The sequence below is a fragment of the Pseudomonas defluvii genome (assembly GCF_001695625.1).
GTDB classification, from domain to species: Bacteria; Pseudomonadota; Gammaproteobacteria; order Pseudomonadales; family Pseudomonadaceae; genus Aquipseudomonas; species Aquipseudomonas defluvii.
Window position 1 is genome coordinate 1 of sequence record NZ_MBPN01000006.1, and the last position, 18,128, is coordinate 18,128.

Here is an 18,128-nt window from a genome sequence, read left to right on the forward strand (position 1 = left end):
CGATTCCCCATCGCGATGCACCGGTTGCGCCGCTCGAATCGACCCCGCCGGTGGTTGCAGCGCCTGCGCCAGCCGCCGAACCTGCACCTGCGTCGGTCGTAACTGCGCCGATCACTCAGGCAGCGCCACCTGCGCCTGTGGCTGCACCAGTCGAGCCGGCACCAGAGCGTACCGAAGAAACCAAAACTGGTTTCTTTGCCCGCCTCAAGCAAGGCCTGTCGAAAACCAGCGCCAGCATCGGCGAAGGCATGGCCAGCCTGTTCCTGGGCAAGAAGGCTATCGACGACGACTTGCTCGACGAAATCGAAACCCGTCTGCTGACCGCCGACGTCGGCGTTGAAGCCACATCGGTAATCATCCAGAGCCTGACCCAGAAGGTCGCGCGCAAGCAGTTGGCGGACAGCGATGCCCTGTATAAATCGCTGCAAGGCGAACTGGCCGACCTGCTCAAGCCTGTTGAACAACCGTTGCGCATCCAGTCGCAGAGCACGCCTTTCGTGATTCTGGTCGTCGGTGTCAATGGCGCGGGCAAGACCACCACCATCGGCAAACTGGCGAAGAAACTGCAGCTTGAAGGCAAGAAAGTCATGCTGGCAGCAGGCGACACCTTCCGTGCCGCCGCCGTCGAGCAGTTGCAGGTGTGGGGTGAGCGCAACAATATCCCGGTCATTGCCCAGCACACCGGCGCCGACTCGGCCTCGGTCATCTTTGACGCACTGCAGGCCGCGAAAGCCCGCGGTATCGACGTGCTGATCGCCGACACCGCAGGCCGCCTGCATACCAAAGACAACCTGATGGAAGAACTCAAGAAGGTCCGTCGGGTAATGGGCAAACTCGATGCGGCTGCCCCACACGAAGTCCTGCTGGTGCTGGACGCCGGCACCGGGCAGAACGCCATCAATCAGGCCAAGCACTTCAACCAGAGCGTTGAGCTGACCGGCCTGGCATTGACCAAACTCGACGGCACCGCCAAAGGCGGGGTGATCTTCGCCCTGGCCAAGCAGTTTGGCTTGCCAATTCGTTACATTGGTGTGGGCGAAGGCATCGACGATCTGCGGACCTTCGAGGCCGAACCCTTTGTGAAAGCACTGTTTGCCGAGCGGGAGCATCCATGATCCGATTCGAACAGGTCGCCAAACGCTATCCGAATGGTCACGTTGGCCTGCATGAATTGAGTTTTCGGGTACGTCGGGGCGAATTCCTGTTCGTCACCGGCCATTCCGGCGCCGGCAAGAGCACCTTGCTGCGCCTGCTGCTGGCCATGGAACGTCCGACCAGCGGCAAGTTGCTGCTGGCTGGCCAGGACCTGGGGCAGATCAGCAACGCACAGATCCCGTTCTTACGCCGCCAGATTGGCGTAGTGTTCCAGAACCACCAGTTGCTGTTCGACCGCACCGTGTTCAACAACGTCGCCCTGCCGCTGCAGATTCTTGGCCTGTCCAAGGTCGAGGTGGCCAAGCGGGTCGACTCCGCACTTGAACGCGTGGCCTTGTCGGACAAAGCCGAGCTGTACCCCGGCGACTTGTCCACAGGGCAACAGCAGCGCGTCGGTATCGCCCGGGCCATCGTTCACCGCCCGGCCTTGCTGCTGGCTGACGAACCGACCGGTAACCTTGACCCACGCCTGGCGGCAGAGATCATGGGTGTTTTCGAAGACATCAACCGCCTGGGCACCAGCGTGCTGATCGCCAGCCACGACCTGGCACTGATCGCACGCATGCGTCACCGCATGCTGACCTTGCAGCGCGGCCGTCTGATCGGCGATGGGGAGGCCGGGCAATGAGTGCAACACGTAGTCCCAAGGTTTCCGAGCGGGTGGCACCGAAACCGGCCGACCCTGCCCCGGAGAAGAAAAAACGCGGCAACGACGACGATGACGGCCCGGACTTCGGCACCCTGCTGCATGCGTGGCTGGAAAGCCACCGCTCGAGCCTGCTCGACAGCCTGCGTCGCCTGGGCAAACAACCGATTGGTAGCTTCTTCACCTGCCTGGTGATGGCCGTCGCCCTGAGTCTGCCCATGGGCCTGTCATTGCTGCTGAGCAATGTCGAGCGGCTCGGCGGCTCCTGGCAGCGCGCAGCGCAAATCTCTTTGTACCTGAAGCTGGACGCCAGCAGCCGTGACGGCGAAGCCTTGCGCGACCAGATCAAAGGCATTGCGGGTGTCGCCGAGGCAGAGTTTGTCAGCCGTGATCAAGCCCTCAACGAGTTTCAGAAGCAGTCCGGCCTGGGCGAAGCCCTGCGCGAGCTGCCCGAAAACCCGTTACCCGGTGTAATCGTGGTCACCCCGAAAGAAGTCGACAAACCGGCGCTCGAGGCCTTGCGTCAGCGTCTGGCCGAACTGCCACGGGTTGAACTGGCCCAACTGGACCTGGTCTGGGTCGAGCGCCTGGCAGCGATCCTGAAGCTGGGTGACCGCTTTGTGTTCGGTCTGACCGTGCTGCTGGTCTCGGCGTTGCTGCTGGTAATTGGTAACACCATTCGTCTGCATATCGAGAACCGCCGCATCGAAATTGAAGTCATCAAGCTGGTCGGCGGTACCGATAGCTATGTCCGTCGACCGTTCCTGTACATGGGCGCACTCTACGGATTTGGCGCAGGTGTACTGTCCTGGGGCGTGCTGGCATTTGGCTTGAACTGGCTGAATGATGCGGTGATCGGGCTTTCTGGCCTCTACGGTAGCGATTTCGCACTGGCAGGTGTGCCGCCAGCCGATGGTCTATCGCTCTTGCTTGGTGCAGTGTTGTTAGGGTATATCGGTGCTTGGATTGCGGTCGCTCGTCACTTGAGCGAGCTCGCACCGCGATAAAAGTGTCTTTTTGCCTGCATTGACGTAGCGTTTGGGGGAACTTGTTCTGGGTTCCCCGGTCAATGTTGGCAGTGCCCACGGGCACGAATTCAGTGAGTCGGAGGTTTTTTCGTATGACCACTTCGTTGCAACCTGCTTATGCCCTGGTCCCCGGTGCAAACCTGGAGGCCTACGTACACACGGTCAACAGCATCCCTTTGCTGACCGTCGAGCAGGAGCGTGAACTGGCCGAGAGTCTCTACTACCAGCAGGATCTTGAGGCGGCTCGGCAAATGGTGCTCGCCCACCTGCGTTTTGTCGTGCATATCGCCCGCAGTTACTCGGGTTACGGGCTGGCCCAGGCTGACCTGATCCAGGAAGGTAACGTTGGCCTGATGAAGGCGGTCAAACGCTTCAATCCGGAAATGGGCGTTCGTCTGGTGTCGTTCGCCGTGCACTGGATCAAGGCCGAGATCCACGAATTCATCCTGCGTAACTGGCGGATCGTCAAAGTCGCGACCACCAAGGCTCAGCGCAAGCTGTTCTTCAACCTGCGCAGCCAAAAGAAACGTCTGGCCTGGCTGAACAACGATGAAGTGCATCGTGTAGCCGAAAGCCTGGGTGTAGAGCCGCGTGAAGTCCGCGAGATGGAAAGCCGCCTGACCGGTCAGGACATGGCCTTCGACCCAGCCGCTGAAGCGGACGACGACAGCGCCTTCCAGTCTCCAGCCAACTACCTGGAAGACCACCGTTACGACCCGGCCCGCCAGCTTGAGGATGCCGACTGGAGCGACAACTCCACCAGCAACCTGCACGAAGCCCTGCAAGGCCTGGATGAGCGTAGCCGCGACATTCTCTACCAGCGCTGGCTGGCCGAGGAAAAGGCCACCCTGCATGACCTGGCTGAGAAATACAGCGTGTCGGCTGAGCGTATTCGCCAGCTGGAGAAAAACGCGATGAACAAGGTCAAGGCGCTGATCGTCGCCTGAGACCGCCTTAGCGGCCCAAACCCATCGTTGGCAAGCCAACTCCCACACCGCCTTGTGCAATCCAGTGGAAGTCAGGCTTGCCTGCGATACAGGCGCCGCGAACCGACTGCCCTGCAGAATCATGCGCTCGCTACGTTGACGTAGGCGCCGGCCCTGCCGACGACACCGGCATCCCATCCAATACGCCTTCAACCAATGCCTTGGCCATTTCCGCCGAATGCAGCACCGACCACAACATCCCACGCCCGGTTTCTTCGGCATGGTGCTGGCAGTAGTAGTCGGTAACGTCACGGATACCACGCAGCAATAGGGTCGCATGAACCAGCGCGTCTTCGGCCTGGACACCGCTGCAAACGCTGAACATCGGAGGATGACTGGACTGGCAGGTGCCAAAAGGGATGGCGGCAGTGGTGCCAAGGGCGGGCGGCGGATCGGGGACGATTTTTTTCATGGTGCAGCCTCCAAACTCATTATTGAAGCTGACCACCCCTCCTTCTCACAGAATGGGTGGCAGCCATGCGCGGAGTGAGAAACCGGCGAGTTTGGAGACCGGCCAGGCATAAGCCTGCCCGCGCACAGCTACCATAAAGACGCTGCTACACGAAAACTCGCGGGTTCTCACGCCCGATCGCCGATGGAGCGGCGACTGAACGAAAGTAATCTCACGATTCCCCCCGAACAACCTTTCGAGTTCGACAGCGCTCGTAGGATAGTTCCTAAATTCTAGAATTACAGTAGCCCGTGACACCGGTTAGCTAACGCTTCAACGCTTCGCAACACTTTTTTATTCCAAAAACAACTAAGCAAATTCCATTTCGATATAAATTCGTCAGTTTTCATGCTGTTAGCATTTCTGTTCGCAATCGCACACAGAAGCGATGCCCCTGCTTTGTTCTGGAGCTTCAATGAATCTGCCGTTAACCCTCAACCTGCTGGCGTTCCTCGCATTGCTGCTAGGCCTGGCACAAACCCGTAACAGCACCTGGAGCCTGGCGAAGAAGGTCCTCGCGGGCCTGATCCTCGGCGTACTGTTCGGAACCGCTCTGCATGCCATTTATGGCGCCGGCCACCCGGTGCTCAAGGCCACCCTCAGTTGGCTCGATCTGGTCGGTAACGGCTATGTGCAGTTGCTGCAGATGATCGTCATGCCGCTGATCTTCGCGTCGATCCTCAGCGCTGTGGCCCGTTTGCACAACGCCTCGTCACTGGGCCGGATCAGCTTCCTGACCATCGGCACCCTGCTGTTCACCACGGCCATTGCCGCGCTGATCGGCATCGTGCTGACCAACCTGTTCGGTCTGAGTGCTGAAGGGCTGGTCGCCGGCACTCAGGAAATGGCGCGCATGCAGGCCATCCAGAGCGATTACGCCGGTAAGGTCGCCGACCTGAATATCCCGCAATTGCTGCTGTCGTTCATCCCGCAGAACCCGGTGGGTGATCTGGCACGGGCCAAGCCAACCTCGATCATCAGTGTGGTGATCTTCGCGGCCTTCCTCGGCGTGGCCGCGCTGCAGCTGCTCAAGGACGATGCGGAGAAAGGCAACCGTGCCCTGGCGGCCATCGACACCCTGCAAGCCTGGGTGATGCGCCTGGTTCGCCTGGTGATGAAGCTGACCCCCTACGGCGTGCTCGCACTGATGACCAAGGTGGTGGCCAGCTCGAACCTGGACGACATCCTCAAACTGGGTAGCTTTGTGGTGGTGTCCTACATCGGCCTGGGGCTGATGTTCGTGGTGCATGGCCTGTTGCTGTCGCTGAGCGGCATCAACCCGCTGCGTTTCTTGCGCAAGGTCTGGCCGGTGCTGACCTTCGCCTTCACCAGCCGCTCCAGTGCAGCCAGTATTCCGCTGAATATCGAAGCGCAAACCCAGCGCCTGGGCGTGCCGCAGTCGATTGCCAGCTTCGCTGCCTCGTTCGGCGCCACCATTGGCCAGAACGGCTGTGCCGGCCTGTACCCGGCAATGCTGGCGGTAATGGTTGCACCAGCGGTGGGCATCAACCCGCTCGACCCTCTGTGGATCGCAACCTTGGTGGCGATTGTGACCCTGAGTTCGGCCGGTGTGGCGGGCGTGGGGGGCGGAGCTACCTTCGCCGCGCTGATCGTGCTGCCGGCGATGGGCTTGCCTGTGGAACTGGTGGCGCTGCTGATTTCGGTAGAACCGCTGATCGACATGGGCCGTACAGCGCTGAACGTCAGTGGCTCCATGACAGCGGGCGTGGTTACCAGCCAGATGATGCAGCAGACCGACAAGGCACTGCTGGCGGCGGATGAACACGCGGCGCTGTCAAATACCTGAGTAGGGCGTCAGCGCCTACAAGGCCTTCTCCCAGACCTCGAAGTGATACGCCGGGGTCTGTTCATTGGCCGGGTTTTCCTGGGTGGATGCCAAGCGCCAGTGCGCAGCATCAAACTCAGGGAACCAGGCGTCCCCTTCCGGGCTCAACTCGACCCGGGTCAGGTACAAGCGATCTGCCAGACCACCCGCCAGCGCCTGGGTGTAGAGCTGCGCACCGCCGATCAGCATCAGCTCGTCCACCCCCTGCTCACGCGCCCAGGCGTCGGCACGGGCGATAGCCGCCTCCAGCGAATCGAACACCTCGGCACCTTCCAGTGTCAGCCCGGGCTGGCGGCTGACCACCAGATTGAGCCGCCCCGGCAATGGTCGACCGAGCGAATCCCAGGTCTTGCGACCCATGATGATCGGCTTGCCCAAGGTGGTGGCCTTGAAGTACTTGAAATCCCCCGGCAGGTGCCAGGGCATGCGGTTGTCGATGCCGATCACACGGTTCTCGGCGAGCGCCGCGATCAGGCTGAGGGGAAGTGATGTTTTCATGTCGGCGAGGATAGCAAAGCCCGCTGTGCCACGCCTGGGTTATGCTCTGGACTGACGTGATCAATGGACTTTTGCGTGACTGGACTGACAGACCTGGACAAACGCTGGCTTACCGAAGCGGTACGCTTGCGCGAAGAACACGCCGGCCCTCTGGACGATCAGGAGGCTAATCGCCGTGCCCGCCAACTGGGGGGCGACCTCGCAACGCGGATCGAAAACCGTGCGCTCTGGCTGGCTGAACGTGACGGCATGCGTGCCGCGCTGCTGCACTGGAAACAGGGCGCGCGCCTGGCACTGCTGGTGCTGCTGGCGGTGGCTGTGCTGAGCGGTGCCGGTTTGGCCTTTGCCGCGCTGGGCGACGGCCAGCGACCGGTGAATGTGTTCTGGGCCGTGGGCAGCCTGCTCGGGGTCAACCTGCTGCTGTTGCTGAGCTGGGCCATGAGCTTTTCCCTGGCTGGCGAGCAAGGTGCAAGCCTGGGCCGTGTGTGGCTATGGCTGAGCGAAAAGCTCGCCCGTGACGCGCAGGCGGTGCATCTGGCGCCGGCCTTACTGCTGTTGTTGCAACGCCAGCGGCTCAACCGCTGGCTGCTCGGGGCACTGGTCAACGGCCTCTGGCTATTGGCACTGGGCAGCGCCCTGCTGGTGCTGCTGGTACTGCTGGCAACCCGCCGTTATGGCTTTGTCTGGGAGACCACCATCCTCGGCGACCAGACCTTCATTGACCTGACCCAGGCACTCGGTGCCTTGCCGGCACTGCTGGGTTTCAGCGTACCGGACGTGGCCATGATCCGCGCCAGCGGCGTCAGCCAGCCGGTGCTGGAACTGGCCCGTCAGGCGTGGGCCGGCTGGTTGCTGGGCGTGCTGGTGGTCTACGGCCTGCTGCCGCGCCTGCTGCTGGCCGCGACCTGCCTGTGGCGCTGGCGACGCGGCCGTCAGCACCTGAGCCTGGACCTGCAACTGCCCGGCTACAGCACCCTGCGTGAGGCCCTGATGCCCAGTAGCGAACGCTTGGGGATCAACGACCCAGAACCCGCGGCCATGCCAGAGGTCACTCGTCTGGCCGACGCGGAACACAGCGCAGGCGCCCTGCTGGTGGGCCTTGAGCTGGACGACCAGCGCCCGTGGCCACCCGCACTACCCGCCAGCGTCGTGGATGCCGGCATCCTCGACAGCCGCGAGTCGCGCAACCGGCTGCTGGAGCAACTGAGCCGCTTCCCCCCTGCACGTCTGGCGATAGCCTGCGACCCACGCCGCTCGCCGGACCGTGGCAGCCTGGCGTTGATCGCCGAACTGGCGCGCAGCGCCGGGGCCACGCGGATCTGGCTGATGCAAGCGCCACCTGGGCAAGCACTGGACAGCGAGCGACTGGGCGACTGGCATCAGGCGCTGGAAAAACTTGACCTGACGTTCGCCGACACGGCGCCCTTGCACTGGCTGGAGCATGGCCATGACTGAGCCCTTGAAGCTGGCCGTGGTCGGCCACACCAACGTCGGCAAGACCTCGCTGCTGCGCACCCTCACCCGCGATGTGGGGTTTGGTGAAGTGTCACACCGGCCCAGCACCACCCGCCACGTGGAAGGCGCACGGTTGTCGGTGGCGGGCGAGCCCCTGCTGGAGCTTTACGACACACCGGGCCTGGAAGACGCCATCGCCCTGCTCGACTACCTCGAACGCCTGGAGCGGCCCGGCGAACGCCTCGACGGCCCGGCACGACTGGAGCGCTTTCTGCAGGGCAGCGAAGCCCACCAGCGTTTTGAACAAGAAGCCAAGGTGCTGCGCCAGTTACTGGCCAGCGATGCCGGGCTATACGTGATCGATGCCCGCGAGCCGGTGCTGGCCAAATACCGCGATGAACTGGAGGTGTTGGCAGGCTGCGGTAAACCGCTGCTGCCGGTGCTCAATTTCGTCGCCAGCAGCAACCATCGTGAACCAGACTGGCGCGAAGCGCTGGCCCGTTTGGGGCTGCATGCGCTGGTGCGCTTCGATAGCGTGGCCCCACCGGAAGATGGCGAACGCAGGCTTTATGAGAGCCTTGGCATTCTGCTGGAAAGTGCCCGCCCGGCCCTGCAGCGCTTGATCGACGACCAACAGGCGCAGCGCGAAGCGCGTCGGCACAGCGCCCGCCAACTGATCGCCGAATTGCTGCTCGACTGCGCAGCCTGTCGCCGCAGTGTAGTGGCAGACCCCGCACAGGAGGCGGCGGCTATCGAGCAGTTGCGCCAGACCATACGCCAACGTGAACAACGTTGCGTCGACGCCTTGCTCAAGCTCTATGCGTTCCGCAGCCAGGATGCCAGCGCCGAGGACCTGCCGTTGCTCGACGGACGCTGGGGCGATGACCTGTTCAACCCGGAAACCCTCAAGCTGCTGGGTGTTCGCCTGGGTAGCGGCGTGGCGGCAGGGGCTGCCGCAGGTGCGGGCGTTGACTTGCTGGTAGGTGGCCTGACCCTGGGCGCGGCAGCATTGGCTGGCGCCATTGCCGGCGGCGCGCTGCAGACCGCACGCAACTATGGCTCGCGCTTGCTGGGCAAGCTCAAAGGGCAACGTGAACTGACAGTGGACGATGGTGTGTTACGCCTGCTGGCCTTGCGTCAGCGCCAGCTGGCCCAGGCATTGGACCACCGTGGGCACGCAGCACAGGCGCGCATCACACTGGGCACACCACAGGACAACAGCTGGCGTGACGGCAAGCTACCCGAAGCCCTCAACAAGGCTCGGGCGCACCCGCAGTGGTCATCGCTCAATGCGGGGGCGCGGCTGAGCCAGGCAGAGCGCCTGGAGCAGCTTGAAGCCTTGGTGCAAGAGCTGTAGGCCCTGTCACTTACTGCTGCGCCACCTTTTCCGACTTGCCGTCATAGCGCTTGCGCCATTCAGCCAGGATGCCGTCACGGTTTTTCGAGGCCCAGGCGAAGTCGTTCTTGATCAGGCGCTGTTCATAGTCGGCTGGCAGTTCGGTCTGTGGCTTGGCGATGCCCGGCTGAGCCAGCACGGCGAAGTTTTCCTTGTACAACCCCATCGCTGCCGGGCTGGCGGAGAAGTCGGCCAAGCGCTTGGCGGCTGCTTCATGCTGGCTGCCCTTGAGTACGGCAGTAGCCTCGATCTCCCAGCCCAGGCCTTCTTTTGGCAAGACGATGTCCAACGGCGCACCCTGGCGCTTGAGCTGAACCGCCGGGTATTCGAAGGAAATACCAATCGGGAATTCACCGGCCGCGGCCAACTTGCACGGTTTGGAACCGGAGTGAACGTACTGGCCGATGTTCTGGTGCAGAGCGTCCATGTACGCCCAGCCCTGTGGTTCACCAAAGGTCTGCAACCAGGCGCTGACGTCCAGGAAGCCAGTGCCGGAGGACGCAGGGTTCGGCATGACGATCTTGCCCTTGTATTCCGGCTTGGTCAGGTCCTGCCAGCTCAGAGGCTTGCTCAGGCCCTGCTTCTCGGCCTCGATGGTGTTGAAGCAGATGGTCGCCGCCCAGACGTCCATGCCAACCCAGGCCGGTGGATTGGCCGCGTCGCGGTAGTTGCCACCGATCTTTTCCAGGTCTTTGGGGGCGTAGTGCTGCAGCATGCCCTGCTGGTCAAGAACCGCCAGGCTGGAGGCCGCCAGGCCCCAGACCGCATCGGCTTGCGGGCGATCCTTTTCCGCCAGCAGCTTGGCGGTAATGATGCCGGTGGAGTCACGTACCCATTTGATCTCGATATCCGGGTTGGCCTTCTCGAAGGCCTGTTTGTAGGTCTTCAACTGCTCGGCCTCCAGTGCGGTGTACACCGTCAGTTGAGTCGTAGCGGCCTGGGCCTGCACAGTCATGGCAGTGAGGACGGCAGCGGCAAGAGCAAGTGGCTTGAACATGGTGCGGTTCCTTGAGCGGTACAGGTTAGAGGGTGATCAGTGGCCTGGCGCACGCTGGCGCCAGGCTTGGGAGCGTTGCAGCAGGCCGCGCGAGGCCCAGGCCAGCAGCAACGAGACGGCCGCGCTGGTCAGCAGAATCAGGGTGGACATGGCCGCCGCGCCGCCGACGTTGCCGGCATCGTCCATGTTCAACACAGCGACGGCGGCGAGGATGGTGTCGGGGCTGTAGAGGAAGATCGCCGCTGACACCGTGGTCATCGCCGAGACGAACAGGTAGCGAATGATGTCCAGCAGTGCGGGCAGGCAGATCGGCACAGTCACCCGCAGGAAATGCCGGTACAGCGGCGCCTTGAGCGACAGTGCGGCGGCCTCGAACTCGCCGTCGAGCTGGCGCAGTGCGGTGGTCGCGGTCATCTGAGCGGTGGTCAAATAATGTGCAATGGTGCACACCACCAGCAACGTCATGCTGCCGTAGAACACATGCAACGGGTTGCCGCTCAAGTTGAAGAAGAAGACATAGCCCAGACCCAGCACCAGCCCCGGCACAGCCATCGGCACAAAGCTGAGCAGGCGCAGCAGCAGGTTCAGGCTGCGTTGGCCGCGGGTTTTCTCCATCAGGTAGGCACCGGTGAAGATCACCACACTGCCAATCAGTGCCACACCCAGGGCCATGGTCAGGCTGTTGCGATAAGCGAGCCAGCCGCCACCGGCGGTGTCGTCGAACTGGTAGTGCTTGAGTGAAAGCGACAAGTTGTAAGGCCAGAACTTCACCAGCGACGAGTACACCGCCATGCCCACCACCAGCAACAGGATCGCGCACACCAGCAGTACCAGCGCCAGGAACCAGCCATCGCGCTGCCGCGATGGCGCCGGCAGGAACACCTGTGCCCGGCCACTCATTGCATCGCCCTGACGGCGGCGCAACCAGGCATCGACCGCGAAGCTGAACAGCGCTGGCAGCAACAGCACCATACCGATCAGTGCGCCGCGACCGAACTGCTGCTGCCCCACTACGGCCTTGTAGGCTTCCAGCGCCAACACCTGATAGTCGCCGCCCACCACGACCGGCACACCGAAGTCCGTGATGGTCAGGGTGAATACCAGGCAGAATGCAGCGAAGACCGCCTGCCGGGTTGCAGGCCAGGTAATGCTGTGGAACGCCCGCCAAGGGCCTGCGCCCATACTGGAGGCTGCATCGAACAACCGTGCATCGGCCAGCGACAGTGCCGACAGCAGGATCATCAGGGCATGAGGAAAGGTGTAGATCGCCTCGCCAAGGACAATGCCCCAGAAGCCGTAGATGTTGTCGTTGAGCAGACCGCGCAACAGCCCCTGGTTACCGAACAGGTAGACCAGCGCAATGGCCGGCAACATCGACGGCGCCAGCAGTGGCAACAGCGAAATCCCGCGCCAGATCGACTTGCCCGGAATCAGCGTGCGCTGCAGGGCATAGGCGAACAGGTAGGCCACGGGCACGACGATGGCTGCCACACTCAGCGATACCTTGAGACTGTTGCCCAGCAACCAATGGAAATTGGCGCTGGTCACCAGCTCAATGGCCGCCGTCAGGCCACCGCCCTGCCCGGCCTCGCTGCTGAAACCACGCCAGAAAATCGCAAGCAGCGGCAGCAGGACAGCGACGGTCAACAGCAGCAGCAACACCACCTTACCGCCGACCACGAACAGGCGATCACCCCGTGCGATGCGGGCCGATTGAGTGCGGGACGCCTGAGCGCCCGGCAGTGCGATTGGCGCAGCCATCTCAGGCAAACACCTGCAGGCTGCGCGGTGGCAGGGCGACCCAGATGTCCTGTGAACCCAGGCGCGGCATGGCCTCTGGCGCGACTTCCGCCAACAGCGGATGGCCGGGTAGTTCGTTGAACTCAAAGCTCATGCGGCAGCGGTTGCCGAGGAACGTGATCTCCCGCACCCGGGCCGGGAACAGGTTTTCTTCGTGGGTCGGCGGGTTGACACTGATCGCCTCGGGGCGGCAGAACAACCGACCGCTGCGGGCCTGGCTAGCGCCTTGGTCGAGGCGCATGTTCATCGAACCGACCTGTGCATGGCTGTCGCTGCTGCGCTGGAACGGCAGCCAGTTACCCTGGCCGACGAACTCGGCCACAAACGGAGTGGCCGGTTTGTCATAAATCGCCTGCGGGGAGGCGTACTGCTCAACCTGCCCGTTGTTCATCACGGCAATGCGGTCGGCCATCAGCATGGCCTCGTCCTGATTGTGAGTCACCATCAGGGTGGTGATGCCAAGCTGACGCTGCAGTTGGCGTAACTCGCTGCACAAGTGCTCACGCACACGGGCGTCGAGCGCCGACATTGGCTCATCGAGCAGCAACAGTGAGGGGGCTGGCGCCAGGGCACGCGCCAAGGCAACGCGCTGCTGCTGCCCGCCAGAGAGTTGCCCAGGGTACTTTTTCTCGCTGCCCGACAGGCCCACCAGTTCCAGCATCTGCGCGACACGCTGGCGCACTTCATCACGGCCACTGCCGCTCAGGCCATAGGCAATATTGGCTTCGACCGTGAGGTTGGGAAACAGCGCATAGGACTGGAACAGAATGCCGTAGTCCCGCGCCTGCGGTGGCAGGTCGGAAATATCACGATCACCGATGTACAGCGTGCCACGGTCCTGGCGCTCCAACCCGGCGATGCAACGCAGCAACGTGGTCTTGCCGCACCCGGAAGGGCCAAGCAGGCAGACCAGCTCGCCTGCGGCGATATCCAGGGATACATCCTGCAGTGCCGTGAAAGCACCGAAGCGTTTGTGGATGCCGCGCACCTTCATCTGTGCGCCAGGGTTTACGAGTGGGTTGTTCATGGCAGGGCCTCACCGAGCAGATGAGGGTCATGCTAGGAGGCGAATGCGAAGCTTCTGTGGCGCGCAGGCAAAAGCTACCGATAGTGGTATAGGCAGATTTGGGTTAACTGCCATTGCCAGCAAAGCCGCACCTTTTGCAGCGGCGGGGTGCCCGTGGGTGCGCAGCGCCTGCATCGCGGGCAAGCCCGGCTCCTACAGGGATAGGCGCAGCAGGCTTGCCTTGGCCTACAGGTCGCAGGCCGCGACTTCTTGGGCGAGGCCAAGAAACGCTGCGGGCAGGCGGGCCTGGCGCCGTTCCTTCAGGCAATAGAGGTATTCGTACATGTGCGGAGCGCCCTCCAGGGTCAGCACGCGCAATTCCGGGTTATGCGGCACTTCATGGCGGGCAATGATGCTGATGCCGATGTTGCGCAGCACCCCCTCGCGAATCGACTCGCGACTGCCGATTTCCAACAACGAACCCGCCTTCACCCCGGCATCGGCCAGCATCTGTTCAGTCAGGCGACGCGTCGTGGAACCAAGTTCACGCATCAGCAGGCAATGCCCGCTCAAGGCGCTGAGCGGCACAGACCCGCGATTGGCCAACGGATGATTGCGATGCACCGCCACCACCAGCGGGTCGGTGCCAAGTACCCGCCGCACCAGCCGGGCATCTTCGAGTAACTGCGAGGACGCCGCGAGGTCCACCCGGTAGTCTTCCAGCAACTCCAACACCTGTTGGGAGTTGCCGATCTCTACCGAAACCTCAACCTGCGGCAAGCGTTCACGGAAGATCTTCACCAAGTCGAGAATGTAGTACGGCGCCGTCGCGGCGATGCGCAGGGTGCCCTGGGCCTGGCCGCTGTTACGCAGGAAGAACTCGATGTCCGCTTCCTGCTGCAACAGCACCTTGACCATCGGCAACAGACGCGCACCGTCGTCACTCAAGGTCAGGCGACGACCGCCACGGTAAAACAACTCAACCCCGTACTGGCTTTCCAGATTGCGGATCTGCGTGGTCACGGTCGGTTGGCTGAGCCCGAGCTTCTTCGCCGCCAGGGTAATGCTGCCCAACCGCGCGACCATGTAGAACGCTTTCAACTCGGCACTCAACATACATCCTCATTTTCTCAGCAGACGCAGACCGTTGAAGACCACCAACAGACTGACGCCCATATCGGCAAACACGGCCATCCACATGGTCGCCATGCCAGCAAAGGTGATGCCCAGGAAGATCGCCTTGATCCCCAGCGCCAGCACGATGTTCTGCTTCAGAATCGCCGCGCTGTTGCGCGAGAGCCTGACGAAGGCCGGGATTTTGCGCAAGTCGTCATCCATCAACGCCACGTCGGCCGTCTCGATGGCCGTGTCGGTGCCGGCTGCAGCCATGGCAAAGCCAATTTCGGCCCGTGCCAGTGCCGGAGCATCGTTGATACCGTCGCCGACCATGCCCACCCGATGACCTTTGCTGTAGAGGTCTTCAATGGTCTTGAGCTTGTCGGCGGGCAACAGGTTTCCGTAGGCCTGATCGATGCCCACCTGGGCGGCAATGGCCTCGGCGGTATGCGGGTTGTCGCCGGTCAGCATGACGGTGCGGATGCCCAGTTCGTGCAATTGAGCGATGGCCTCACGGCTGCTGTCCTTGACCGTGTCGGCCACGGCAAACAACGCCACCGGGCCGGAGCCGTCAAGCAACAACACGACACTTTTGCCCTGACGCTCCAGAAGATCGAGACGGGCTTCCAGTTGCGGCGAGCACAGGCCAAGGTCTTCTACCAGCCGATGGTTACCCAGGTGGTACAAGGTGCCCTCGACCAGCCCGCGAACCCCTCGCCCCGGCAGGGCCTGGAAGTCATGAACCTCATGCACGACGATGCCCTGCTGTTCGGCCTGCTGCGCTACCGCATGGGACACCGGGTGGTCGGAACGGGCGGCGAGGCTGGCGGCGATGCGCTGCGCGGCGCTTTCGAACAGTGGATCGAGCAGTTGGAAATCGGTCTGCACCGGTTTGCCGTGGGTTAGGGTGCCGGTCTTGTCCAAGGCCAGGAAATCAAGCTTGCGACCGCCCTCCAGGTACACGCCCCCCTTGATCAGAATGCCCTTGCGCGCAGCAGCGGCCAGGCCACTGACAATCGTCACCGGGGTAGAAATCACCAAGGCACAAGGGCACGCGACCACCAGCAAGACCAAGGCCCGGTAGATCCAGTCGAACCACGCGGCTCCAGTGAACACTGGCGGCACGACCGCTACAAGCAGGGCAAGGGCAAACACCACCGGGGTGTAAATGCGCGAGAACTGATCAACGAAGCGCTGCGTCGGCGCACGCGCACCTTGTGCCTGCTCCACGGCCTTAATGATCCGCGCCAGGGTCGATTGACCGGCGGGCGCTGTTACACGGAACTCCAAGGCCCCACCCTGGTTGATGGTGCCGGCGAACAGTTTGTCGCCCGGCCCTTTCTCGACGGGCAGGCTTTCGCCGGTGATCGGCGCCTGATCGACGCTGGATTGCCCCAGCAGTACCTCACCGTCCAAACCGATACGCTCACCGGGACGAACCCGTACACGAGCGCCCAACGCCACGTGTTTGACCTCCATCTCCAGCCACTGGCCATCAGCCTGTTGCACGGTGGCGCGGTCAGGGCTCAACTGCATCAAGCCGCCGATGGCGTTACGCGCACGGTCCAGCGAGCGGGCCTCGATCAGTTCGGCCAAGGTAAACAGGAACATCACCATCGCCGCTTCCGGCCACTGACCGATCAGCACTGCACCGGTCACCGCGATGCTCATCAGGGCGTTGATGTTCAGGTTGCGGTTTTTCAGGGCGATCCAGCCCTTCTTGTAAGTACCCAGGCCGCCGCTGAGGATCGCCACCAGCGCGACCAGTGCCACCACCCAGTTCGGCGCGACCGCCGTGAAGTGAATGACTTCCGCCACCAGGGCCGCGACGCCAGAAAGCGCCAGCGGCCACCAAGGCTTCTTCGCCGTTACACGCGGCTCATCCTGCGCCTCGGCGTTCTCTGTCAGCGGTTCGGCCTGCATGCCCAGGCCAGCGATGACCTGCTCGATAACCTTTGCCTCAACCAGGGTATGCCGCACGCCAAGCACGCGGTTGATCAAGTTGAATTCCAGTTGCTCGATCCCCGCCAGTTTGCCCAGCGCGTTCTGGATCAGGGTCTGTTCGGTCGGGCAGTCCATGGCCTCGATCCGAAAGCGGCTCAGGCGAGCGTTGGCACTGCTCGCCTCGCTCAACTGAATCAGCGCCGGCGCCTCGGCAGCCGAGCAACAGGCATGGCCGTGCGCTTGATGGCCATGAGCGTGGTCATTGTCGTGGTCATCATGCGCCTTATGGGCGTGGTTGTGGCTGACAGGCTGGTGCATACGGTTCATCCCTAAAGGTCCTGTTGCCAAGTACACACCCTGTAGCCACTATAGGGTCAAGCAATCTGCCGGGGAATGTGCAATGAAAATCGGTGAACTGGCCAAAACGACTGACTGCCCGGTGGAAACCATCCGCTACTACGAGCGCGAAGGCCTGCTGCCAGAGCCTGCGCGCAGCGAGGGTAATTACAGGCTCTACACCCAGGCGCATGTCGAGCGCCTGACCTTTATCCGCAACTGTCGAACCCTCGACATGACCCTGGATGAAATCCGCAGCCTGCTGCGTCTGCGCGACAGCCCGGAGGCTCAGTGTGAAAGCGTCAACGCGCTGATCGATGAACATATTCAGCACGTCAAGGCACGGATCGACGGGTTGCTGGCCTTGCAGGAGCAGTTGCTGGAACTGCGCCAGCATTGCCACGCCCAAGAGGAACAGTGCTCGATCCTGCAGCATCTGGAGGTCAACGGGGCGGTCACCGCGCCGGGCGCAGAGCATTCACACGTAGGCCGCAGCCACGGCCACTGATGGCCCTCACAGTGCCTGGGGATTAACCGCCAACTGCGCCTTGACCGCCTCTGCCTGCTGGCGCAGGGCGTCCTCGAACAGGCTGACCAACTGTGACGGTGGCCGATGCAGGGGTTTGACGATATTCACGGTAAAGGGAATCGGCACCGTGAAGGGACGGATCTGCACACCCTGGCCAACGAAGTCCAGGGCGGTCAGCGGGTTGACGATCGCCAGGCCAATCCCCTCGCGGACCATTGAGCACACCGATGCCGCACTGTGGGTGTCCAGTACCAAGCGCCGCTCGACCTGCGCTTGCCGGAAGATTTCGTCGATCTGCTGCCGGTAGGTGTCCAGTGTGGACAGGCTGATAAAGGGTTGCCCGGAAAAGTCGGCGGGCGCCAGGCGTTGCTTTTCCAGCAACGGATGCCCGTTGGGCAATACACAAACCTCATCCACAGTCATCAGCGGCGATAGCACGGTGCCAGGCGGCGTGCTGCTCACCTCGGTCAGGCCGATGTCGTGCCGCTGCGCGGAGAGCCATTCTTCCAGCAAAGGCGATTCTTGCTGGCTGATGGTGACACTGGCCTTGGGGAACTGCGCCAGAAAGCGCTGGCAGGTCTTGGGCAGCAGCGACTGGGAAAACACCGGCAGGCAAACAATCGACAACTGCCCCTGCTCGAACTCGCGCAGGGCGTCCACCGTATTGAGAATGCGATCAAGGCCAAAGTAGGCCCGCTGCACTTCCTCGAACAGCGCCAGCGCCTGTGAGGTCGGTCGTAATCGACCGCGGGCCCGCTCGAACAGCTTCAAACGGGACAGTTGCTCGAAGCGCGCCAGTTCACGGCTGACGGTCGGCTGCGAGGTGTGCAGCATGGCGGCGGCCTCGGTCACGCTGCCCGAGGTCATGACCGCACGGAAAACCTCAATGTGACGCAAGGAGATGGACATGGGCCGCTCGGGAGATCGAAAGCCATATCA

Annotated in this window: 16 protein-coding genes; 8 read left to right on the forward strand and 8 right to left on the reverse strand. The window is 62.5% G+C overall.

All coding sequences use genetic code 11. The features are described 5' to 3' along the window. From ftsY to rpoH, 4 genes are all read left to right on the forward strand, one after another. Nucleotides 1-1,115, forward strand: a 1,115-nt coding sequence (gene ftsY / locus EKA13_RS02560) for a signal recognition particle-docking protein FtsY (RefSeq protein WP_065757979.1), incomplete at its 5' end; no start/stop codon positions are given. Then, nucleotides 1,112-1,783 carry a cell division ATP-binding protein FtsE gene (gene ftsE / locus EKA13_RS02565; protein ID WP_065757980.1) on the forward strand — a complete coding sequence of 224 codons (672 nt, stop codon included), beginning with the start codon at nucleotides 1,112-1,114 and terminating at the stop codon, nucleotides 1,781-1,783. The genes ftsY and ftsE, both read left to right, overlap by 4 nt. Further along, nucleotides 1,780-2,808, forward strand: coding sequence for a permease-like cell division protein FtsX (ftsX, locus tag EKA13_RS02570; protein WP_065757981.1), 1,029 nt, complete (start codon nucleotides 1,780-1,782; stop codon nucleotides 2,806-2,808). The genes ftsE and ftsX overlap by 4 nt, the downstream gene beginning before the upstream one ends. A 113-nt stretch (nucleotides 2,809-2,921) precedes the next feature. Beyond that, nucleotides 2,922-3,776 carry an RNA polymerase sigma factor RpoH gene (rpoH, locus tag EKA13_RS02575; RefSeq protein WP_065757982.1) on the forward strand — a complete coding sequence of 285 codons (855 nt, stop codon included), beginning with the start codon at nucleotides 2,922-2,924 and terminating at the stop codon, nucleotides 3,774-3,776. 130 nt (nucleotides 3,777-3,906) lie between these two features. Here rpoH and EKA13_RS02580 read toward each other — a convergent pair whose 3' ends face one another. Then, a complete protein-coding gene (locus tag EKA13_RS02580) occupies nucleotides 3,907-4,227 on the reverse strand; it encodes a DUF3077 domain-containing protein (protein ID WP_065757983.1) in 321 nt (106 codons plus the stop codon). A 454-nt stretch (nucleotides 4,228-4,681) separates the two neighbouring features. Here EKA13_RS02580 and EKA13_RS02590 point away from each other — a divergent pair, with 454 nt between their 5' ends. Next, a complete protein-coding gene (locus EKA13_RS02590) occupies nucleotides 4,682-6,073 on the forward strand; it encodes an L-cystine transporter (protein ID WP_065757984.1) in 1,392 nt (463 codons plus the stop codon). A 15-nt stretch (nucleotides 6,074-6,088) separates the two neighbouring features. On the opposite strand, the gene EKA13_RS02595 is transcribed toward EKA13_RS02590, so the two are convergent. Beyond that, on the reverse strand, nucleotides 6,089-6,610 hold the full coding sequence (locus EKA13_RS02595; RefSeq protein ID WP_065757985.1) for a dihydrofolate reductase: 522 nt from the start codon (nucleotides 6,608-6,610) through the stop codon (nucleotides 6,089-6,091). A gap of 63 nt (nucleotides 6,611-6,673) precedes the next feature. Between EKA13_RS02595 and EKA13_RS02600 the strand changes: the two genes are divergently transcribed. Together EKA13_RS02600 and EKA13_RS02605 are read left to right on the forward strand one after the other, a co-directional pair. Then, on the forward strand, nucleotides 6,674-8,065 hold the full coding sequence (locus EKA13_RS02600; RefSeq protein WP_065757986.1) for a DUF2868 domain-containing protein: 1,392 nt from the start codon (nucleotides 6,674-6,676) through the stop codon (nucleotides 8,063-8,065). Continuing rightward, nucleotides 8,058-9,422 carry a GTPase/DUF3482 domain-containing protein gene (locus EKA13_RS02605; RefSeq protein WP_065757987.1) on the forward strand — a complete coding sequence of 455 codons (1,365 nt, stop codon included), beginning with the start codon at nucleotides 8,058-8,060 and terminating at the stop codon, nucleotides 9,420-9,422. Before EKA13_RS02600 ends, EKA13_RS02605 begins: the two co-directional genes overlap by 8 nt. Nucleotides 9,423-9,432: 10 nt before the next feature. Here the strand turns inward: EKA13_RS02605 and EKA13_RS02610 are convergent, their stop codons facing one another. From EKA13_RS02610 to EKA13_RS02630, 5 genes are all read right to left on the reverse strand, one after another. Continuing rightward, nucleotides 9,433-10,458 (reverse strand): putative 2-aminoethylphosphonate ABC transporter substrate-binding protein, encoded by a 1,026-nt coding sequence (locus EKA13_RS02610; RefSeq protein WP_065757988.1) that lies wholly within the window; start codon nucleotides 10,456-10,458, stop codon nucleotides 9,433-9,435. A gap of 36 nt (nucleotides 10,459-10,494) precedes the next feature. Beyond that, nucleotides 10,495-12,219 carry a putative 2-aminoethylphosphonate ABC transporter permease subunit gene (locus EKA13_RS02615; RefSeq protein WP_065757989.1) on the reverse strand — a complete coding sequence of 575 codons (1,725 nt, stop codon included), beginning with the start codon at nucleotides 12,217-12,219 and terminating at the stop codon, nucleotides 10,495-10,497. 1 nt (nucleotide 12,220) lies between these two features. After that, the gene (locus tag EKA13_RS02620; RefSeq protein WP_065757990.1) at nucleotides 12,221-13,285 is read right to left on the reverse strand and encodes a putative 2-aminoethylphosphonate ABC transporter ATP-binding protein; all 1,065 of its coding nucleotides are present in this window, start codon (nucleotides 13,283-13,285) and stop codon (nucleotides 12,221-12,223) included. 225 nt (nucleotides 13,286-13,510) lie between these two features. Beyond that, nucleotides 13,511-14,380 carry a LysR family transcriptional regulator gene (locus tag EKA13_RS02625; protein ID WP_065757991.1) on the reverse strand — a complete coding sequence of 290 codons (870 nt, stop codon included), beginning with the start codon at nucleotides 14,378-14,380 and terminating at the stop codon, nucleotides 13,511-13,513. Nucleotides 14,381-14,386: 6 nt separating this feature from the next. Next, the gene (locus EKA13_RS02630) at nucleotides 14,387-16,642 is read right to left on the reverse strand and encodes a heavy metal translocating P-type ATPase (protein WP_065758068.1); all 2,256 of its coding nucleotides are present in this window, start codon (nucleotides 16,640-16,642) and stop codon (nucleotides 14,387-14,389) included. A gap of 82 nt (nucleotides 16,643-16,724) precedes the next feature. Between EKA13_RS02630 and cadR the strand changes: the two genes are divergently transcribed. Continuing rightward, on the forward strand, nucleotides 16,725-17,168 hold the full coding sequence (cadR, locus tag EKA13_RS02635; protein WP_065757992.1) for a Cd(II)/Pb(II)-responsive transcriptional regulator: 444 nt from the start codon (nucleotides 16,725-16,727) through the stop codon (nucleotides 17,166-17,168). A 6-nt stretch (nucleotides 17,169-17,174) separates the two neighbouring features. Here cadR and EKA13_RS02640 read toward each other — a convergent pair whose 3' ends face one another. After that, on the reverse strand, nucleotides 17,175-18,098 hold the full coding sequence (locus EKA13_RS02640; protein ID WP_065757993.1) for a LysR family transcriptional regulator: 924 nt from the start codon (nucleotides 18,096-18,098) through the stop codon (nucleotides 17,175-17,177). Nucleotides 18,099-18,128 lie beyond the last annotated feature (30 nt).

Bases quoted from the DNA above. Each gene is read 5' to 3' on its own strand.
- ftsE (WP_065757980.1), top strand. From the start codon at position 1,112: ATGATCCGATTCGAACAGGTCGCCAAACGCTATCCGAATGGTCACGTT.
- ftsX (WP_065757981.1), top strand. From the start codon at position 1,780: ATGAGTGCAACACGTAGTCCCAAGGTTTCCGAGCGGGTGGCACCGAAA.
- rpoH (WP_065757982.1), top strand. From the start codon at position 2,922: ATGACCACTTCGTTGCAACCTGCTTATGCCCTGGTCCCCGGTGCAAAC.
- EKA13_RS02580 (WP_065757983.1), bottom strand. From the start codon at position 4,227: ATGAAAAAAATCGTCCCCGATCCGCCGCCCGCCCTTGGCACCACTGCC.
- EKA13_RS02590 (WP_065757984.1), top strand. From the start codon at position 4,682: ATGAATCTGCCGTTAACCCTCAACCTGCTGGCGTTCCTCGCATTGCTG.
- EKA13_RS02595 (WP_065757985.1), bottom strand. From the start codon at position 6,610: ATGAAAACATCACTTCCCCTCAGCCTGATCGCGGCGCTCGCCGAGAAC.
- EKA13_RS02600 (WP_065757986.1), top strand. From the start codon at position 6,674: ATGGACTTTTGCGTGACTGGACTGACAGACCTGGACAAACGCTGGCTT.
- EKA13_RS02605 (WP_065757987.1), top strand. From the start codon at position 8,058: ATGACTGAGCCCTTGAAGCTGGCCGTGGTCGGCCACACCAACGTCGGC.
- EKA13_RS02610 (WP_065757988.1), bottom strand. From the start codon at position 10,458: ATGTTCAAGCCACTTGCTCTTGCCGCTGCCGTCCTCACTGCCATGACT.
- EKA13_RS02615 (WP_065757989.1), bottom strand. From the start codon at position 12,219: ATGGCTGCGCCAATCGCACTGCCGGGCGCTCAGGCGTCCCGCACTCAA.
- EKA13_RS02620 (WP_065757990.1), bottom strand. From the start codon at position 13,285: ATGAACAACCCACTCGTAAACCCTGGCGCACAGATGAAGGTGCGCGGC.
- EKA13_RS02625 (WP_065757991.1), bottom strand. From the start codon at position 14,380: ATGTTGAGTGCCGAGTTGAAAGCGTTCTACATGGTCGCGCGGTTGGGC.
- EKA13_RS02630 (WP_065758068.1), bottom strand. From the start codon at position 16,642: ATGCACCAGCCTGTCAGCCACAACCACGCCCATAAGGCGCATGATGAC.
- cadR (WP_065757992.1), top strand. From the start codon at position 16,725: ATGAAAATCGGTGAACTGGCCAAAACGACTGACTGCCCGGTGGAAACC.
- EKA13_RS02640 (WP_065757993.1), bottom strand. From the start codon at position 18,098: ATGTCCATCTCCTTGCGTCACATTGAGGTTTTCCGTGCGGTCATGACC.